This is a genomic window from Actinomycetospora sp. (assembly GCF_055612215.1).
Genome location: NZ_JBVPVA010000672.1, coordinates 1 through 5,511, shown reverse-complemented (window position 1 = coordinate 5,511; position 5,511 = coordinate 1). Strand labels below are relative to the sequence as shown.

At 74.7% G+C, this 5,511-nt stretch carries 4 protein-coding genes and 1 pseudogene; 1 reads left to right on the top strand and 4 read right to left on the bottom strand.

What is annotated here, in order from left to right:
* From AC0CYZ_RS18425 to AC0CYZ_RS18415, 3 genes and pseudogenes are all read right to left on the bottom strand, one after another.
* The coding region (locus AC0CYZ_RS18425; protein ID WP_472217927.1) for a vitamin B12-dependent ribonucleotide reductase at positions 1-1,544 on the bottom strand (1,544 nt) is incomplete at its 3' end.
* Between the two features lie 169 nt (positions 1,545-1,713).
* Positions 1,714-2,181 (bottom strand): annotated as a pseudogene (nrdR, locus tag AC0CYZ_RS18420) (transcriptional regulator NrdR); the annotation flags it as partial.
* A 397-nt stretch (positions 2,182-2,578) separates the two neighbouring features.
* The gene (locus AC0CYZ_RS18415) at positions 2,579-3,196 is read right to left on the bottom strand and encodes a hypothetical protein (protein WP_472217925.1); all 618 of its coding nucleotides are present in this window, start codon (positions 3,194-3,196) and stop codon (positions 2,579-2,581) included.
* A gap of 235 nt (positions 3,197-3,431) precedes the next feature.
* Here AC0CYZ_RS18415 and lexA point away from each other — a divergent pair, with 235 nt between their 5' ends.
* A complete protein-coding gene (lexA, locus tag AC0CYZ_RS18410) occupies positions 3,432-4,220 on the top strand; it encodes a transcriptional repressor LexA (RefSeq protein ID WP_472217923.1) in 789 nt (262 codons plus the stop codon).
* A gap of 37 nt (positions 4,221-4,257) precedes the next feature.
* Here lexA and AC0CYZ_RS18405 read toward each other — a convergent pair whose 3' ends face one another.
* Positions 4,258-5,346 carry a hypothetical protein gene (locus AC0CYZ_RS18405; protein WP_472217921.1) on the bottom strand — a complete coding sequence of 363 codons (1,089 nt, stop codon included), beginning with the start codon at positions 5,344-5,346 and terminating at the stop codon, positions 4,258-4,260.
* Positions 5,347-5,511: the final 165 nt, after the last annotated feature.

Sequence of the window (5,511 nt, the reverse complement as noted above, 5' to 3'; positions counted from 1 at the left end):
CGGATCGCGTCGTTCGCCGCGGCGTGCTTGCGCATGACCCGGCGGTGGGCGTCGGCGTTGCGGGCGTAGCCGTCGTAGGGCGCCACGGCGCCGGCGAGCTCGGCCGAGCGCCGGTACGCGGCGCCCGTCATCAGCGAGGTGATCGCGGCGGCGAGCGCCTGGCCGCCCGCGGAGTCGTACGCGTGGCCGGTCGCCATGAGCAGCGCGCCGAGGTTCGCGTAGCCGATGCCGAGCTGGCGGAAGGCGCGCGTGGTCTCGCCGATCGACTCGGTCGGGAAGTCCGCGAAGCAGATGGAGATGTCCATCGCGGTGATGACCAGCTCGACCGAGCGCACGAAGCCCTCGACGTCGAAGCGCCCGTCGTCGCCCAGGAACTTCATGAGGTTCAGCGAGGCGAGGTTGCAGCTGGAGTTGTCCAGGTGCAGGTACTCCGAGCACGGGTTGGACGCGGTGATGCGCCCGGACTCCGGCGAGGTGTGCCAGTCGTTGATCGTGTCGTCGTACTGCAGCCCCGGGTCGGCGCACTCCCACGCCGCCTCGGCCAGCCGCCGGAACAGCGACTTCGCGTCGACGGACTCGATGACCTCGCCGGTCATGCGGGCCCGCAGCCCGAACTCGCCGCCGGACTGGACCGCGCGCATGAACTCGTCGGTGACCCGGACCGAGTTGTTGGCGTTCTGGTACTGGACCGAGGCGATGTCGGCGCCGCCGAGGTCCATGTCGAAGCCCGCGTCGCGGAGCACGCGGATCTTCCGCTCCTCCTGGCGCTTGGTCTCGATGAACTCGGCGACGTCCGGGTGGTCGACGTCGAGCACGACCATCTTGGCCGCGCGCCGCGTCGCGCCGCCGGACTTGATCGTCCCTGCGGACGCGTCGGCGCCGCGCATGAACGAGACCGGGCCGGACGCGGTGCCCCCGGAGGAGAGCAGCTCCTTCGAGGAGCGGATGCGCGAGAGGTTCAGGCCGGCACCGGAGCCGCCCTTGAAGATCAGGCCCTCCTCGCGGTACCAGTTGAGGATCGACTCCATGGTGTCGTCCACGGAGAGGATGAAGCAGGCGCTGACCTGCTGCGGTGACGCGGTGCCCACGTTGAACCACACCGGCGAGTTGAAGCTGAAGTACTGGTGCAGGAGCATCCAGGTCAGCTCGTCGGAGAACACCTCGGCGTCCGCCGGCGTGGCGAAGTAGCCGTTGGCCCGGCCCGCCTCGGTGTAGCTGCGCACCACGCGGTCGATGAGCTGGCGCAGGCTCGACTCGCGCTGCGGCGTGCCGACCGCGCCGCGGAAGTACTTGCTGGTGACGATGTTGGTCGCGTTCGCCGACCACGTCGAGGGGAACTCGACGCCGCGCTGCTCGAAGTTCACCGAGCCGTCGCGCCAGTTGGTCATGACGACGTCGCGGCGCTCCCACTCCACCTCGTCGTAGGGGTGGCGCCCCTCGGTGGTGTGCACGCGCCCGATCGACAGGCCCCGCGCCCCGGTCGGGCGGCCCGCCCCATCGGCAGCGCCGTCCGTGCTCCGGTCGGACCCGACGGTCTCCGTCATCCGCTCATCCCCTCGTGCTCGCGTGTGCCGGGGACGCTTCCCCACGTTCCGGCATCGTTGTCGGCGACCGGTCACCGTCGGCGGTACCGAGGGCACCGCCGCTGTCCCGCTCGTCGGTCCTGTCCGTGCTGCTCGCCCCGTCGACCGCGGAGCCGTCCCCCGACCCGCCGTCCGCGGGCCCGTCGTCCGACGACAGGCGGCCCCGGAGGTCGGCGATCTCGGCCTCGAAGTCGGCCACGGAGGAGAAGTTGCGGTAGACGCTCGCGAACCTCAGGTAGGCCACCGCGTCCAGCTCGCGCAGCGGTCCGAGGATCGCCATCCCGACGTCGTGGCTCGGCACCTCGGCCGTGCCCGACGCCCGCACCGTCTCCTCCACCCGGTGGGCCAGCAGCGCGATCGCGTCCGGGTCGACCGGACGCCCCTGACAGGCCCGGGCCACTCCGCGCACGACCTTGTCGCGGCTGAACGGCTCGGTGACCCCGCTGCGCTTGACCACCGCGAGGACGGCCTCCTCGACGGTGGTGAACCGCTTCCCGCACCCCGTGCAGGAACGACGGCGACGGATCGCCTGGCCCTCGTCGGCCTCGCGCGAGTCGACGACCCGCGAATCGTCGTTGCGGCAGAACGGACAACGCACCCTGGGCTCCCCTCCCGCGTCGTGACCGTGACCTGTCTCCCCGTCCCCACCTGTGGACCGACCGCTCTCCGGCCGTCGTCCTGGGGACGGTGCTGTGGATCGGGCACCTCCGGCCGTGGACCGAGGGGTGCCGCCGGTGGACGGATCCGCCGACGTGGTGGAGTTCCCTGTGGACAGGGCCTCTACCTGCATGCACAACTTGTGGACTAACTACAACCATGTAACCACAAGATGTTGGGGCGGGACGCTAGCGACACCCGAAGATTCGAAGCAAGCCGGATCACGCGGTCCGGGGACGCACGCGGCGAACGGTGCGCTCCGGCGCCGGGCGGCCGCGCCGCGGGACGGCCGGGACGCACGGGATCCCTGGGAGTGACCCCCGGTCGGTGAGTGGCCTTCAGGAACCCGCCGGCACCACGAGCGGCCGACCGGCGACGACCGCCGACCCGGCGAGGTGGTTGTCCGTGCGGATGCGCGCCACGACGGCGTCGGTGGCGGCCGCGGGCGCGGCCCGGTGCGCCACGTCGACCAACGTCTCCCCCGGGGCCACCACGACCACGGCCGAGCCCGCGGGCACCGGCCCCGACGGCGCGTCCCCGGCCACGGGGCCACCGAGGCGCACGACCAGGACGACGAGCCCGAGCAGGACGACGCCGAGGACCACCGTCGCGACGGTGCGTCGCCGGTGGAGCACGACCGCCCGCGCGTGGGCCCGCGCGGACACCTCGGCCCGCACGCGACCCGACGACGGCACCGGGCGCATGAGCGGCGTCACGAGCGCCCCGGGCCGCCCGGCCGGGCGCCGCGCGTCACGCCGGCCCGCGGGCCGCGTCGGCAGGCCCGGGGCCGGCGGCGCCCACGGCGGCGCCGGGCGCGCCGGGCCGGGGGACGTGACCCCGCCGGCCCACCCCTCGCCCCGCCGGACCTGCGCCGGGACCTCCGCCACCGCGGCCGGACCGGAGGCCGCCCGCACGTCCGTGTCCGTGCTCGTCCGCGTCGTCATCCGGGTCGTCATCGCGCACATCTCCCCTCGCACACGCGTTCGATCGAACGCGTGTGCGATGTCTAGCATCGACCCCCGACAACGTCGACGGACCGCCCGGCGTGTCGTTCGAACACGTGTTTGATCCCGTCGGCCGTCGGCGCTACCTTCAGGCTCCGAGAGCACGCAGCGTCACCGGTGCCCCGCGGCAGTGCGACACCACTGCCCGCCGCGGGCACGCGCTGCCGGGCCGGACGGAGGAGGAACCATGGCTGGACGCAGGCGCGACGACGGGGCGGACCCGCCCGGGGCCGAGGACGTGGCCGGGGTGGAGGACGTCGACGCCGTCGTCACCGCCCAGGTCCACACCTTCCCCGACCGCGAGCCCGAGCCGTCCCCGTCCGGCGCCCCGAGCCTCACCCCGCGCCAGCGCAAGGTGCTCGAGGTGATCCGGGACCACGTCGAGCGGGTCGGCTACCCGCCGAGCGTCCGTGAGATCGGCGACGCGGCCGGTCTCACCTCCACCTCGTCGGTCGCGCACCAGATGAAGGTGCTGGAGAAGAAGGGCTACCTGCGGCGGAACCCGAACCGCCCCCGGGCCCTCGACGTCCGCCTCCCCGAGGAGCTCGACCCCGAGCTCGGGACCGCCGCCGAGACCGAGGCGCTGCGCTCGGACCGGCCCACGCCGTCGTTCGTCCCGGTCGTCGGCCGGATCGCCGCGGGCGGCCCGATCCTCGCCGAGCAGGCCGTCGAGGACGTGTTCCCGCTGCCGAAGGAGCTGGTCGGCGAGGGGTCGCTGTTCCTGCTCAAGGTGGTCGGCGACTCGATGGTCGAGGCCGCGATCACCGACGGGGACTGGGTGGTCGTCCGGCAGCAGCCGGTCGCCGACAACGGCGAGATCGTGGCGGCGATGCTCGACAACGAGGCCACGGTCAAGACCTACAAGCGCAGGGACGGCCACGTCTGGCTGCTCCCCGCGAACGCCGCGTACGAGCCCATCCCGGGCGACGAGGCGACGGTCCTCGGCAAGGTCGTGGCGGTGCTGCGCAAGCTCTGACCGGGCCCGCCCGTCAGCGCCCGGACCGAGCCGTCCTTCACCGCCCGGCGAGGCCGCGACGCCGCCGGCGGAGGGCCACGACCGGCAGGGCGGCGACGACGACCGCCGCGGCACCCGCGGCCGACACCGCGAGCAGGCCGGGCCCCCGGGTGTCGACCGGGGCCGGGGCCGCTGGAACCGCCGCGACGACGGCCGGCGGCGGCGTGCCCGTCGGCGGGGGCACGAGGGCGGCCGCGCCCGGGACCGCCCGCAGCGACGCCGTCGCCGTCCCGCCCGATCGCGACGGCCCCGCCTCGCCGGCGGAGAGCAGCGTCCCGTCCGCGGTGAAGGCGATCGCCTCGCCCTGCGGCTCGCCCGGCAGCGGCACGCCGACCGGGGTGCGGCGCAGCCCGGCGACGACGTCCTCCGCGGTCCCGCCGGTGACCGGGAAGAGCCAGGCGTCGGTGTAGGTCCGCACCGCCGCGACGCGCCCGTCCGCGGAGAGCGCCCCACCGGTGACCAGGCCACGGCCGAACAGCCCGAGCGGTCCACCCTCGGTGGCCGAGAGCGGGACGACGAGCTCGCCCACCCGTCGCAGCGTGGTCGGTGACCCCGAGGTGGGCGGGACGTCAGTGGTGTAGACCCCGCTGCGTCCGCCGAGGTCCTTGGTGAGGATCACCGGTCGCCCGTCGGCGGGCATCAGCAGCGTCTCGGCGTCGTGCGGCCGGTCGGGGTAGACGAGGCGGCGCACGTCGGGCGCCCCCCGCCCGGGCACCCGGATCAGGGCGATGCCGGCCCGCGTACCACGGTTGTCCCCGATGTCGGCGAGCCAGAGCGTGCCGTCGGCGGTCCGGGCGAGGTCCTCGACGTCGCGCCCCGACACCCCGACCGGCCAGGCCGAGGCCACCGCGCAGTCCGCGTCGAGGGTGTACACCACCGTCGCGTTGCCACTGTCGTCCACGACAACGGGCCCCGCCGGGGCGACGGCCAGCCCGGAGACCTCGTCGAGACGCGGGTCCTCCAGCGCGCAGCGCGTCACGGGACCGGGGGCGGCGAGCGCGTCGGGCCCGCCGAGCACGCCGGCGGCGAGGAGGGCCGCCACGACGACGGCGAGCGCACCGCCACGCCGCCGGGTCCGTCGGCTCACCCGGCGGTCCCGGCGGCGACGAACGACCCGTTCGTGGCCGCTACGGGCACGAACGAGTGGTTCGTGCCAAGTGACCGCGCCGCCCGGCCCCGACGATCACGGCACCGGGACGTCGGCGCCGACCGAGGCCCGTTCGACGGCGGCGGCCAGCTCGGGCCCGACCCG

Bases quoted from the DNA above. Each gene is read 5' to 3' on its own strand.
- AC0CYZ_RS18415 (WP_472217925.1), bottom strand. From the start codon at position 3,196: ATGACGACCCGGATGACGACGCGGACGAGCACGGACACGGACGTGCGG.
- lexA (WP_472217923.1), top strand. From the start codon at position 3,432: ATGGCTGGACGCAGGCGCGACGACGGGGCGGACCCGCCCGGGGCCGAG.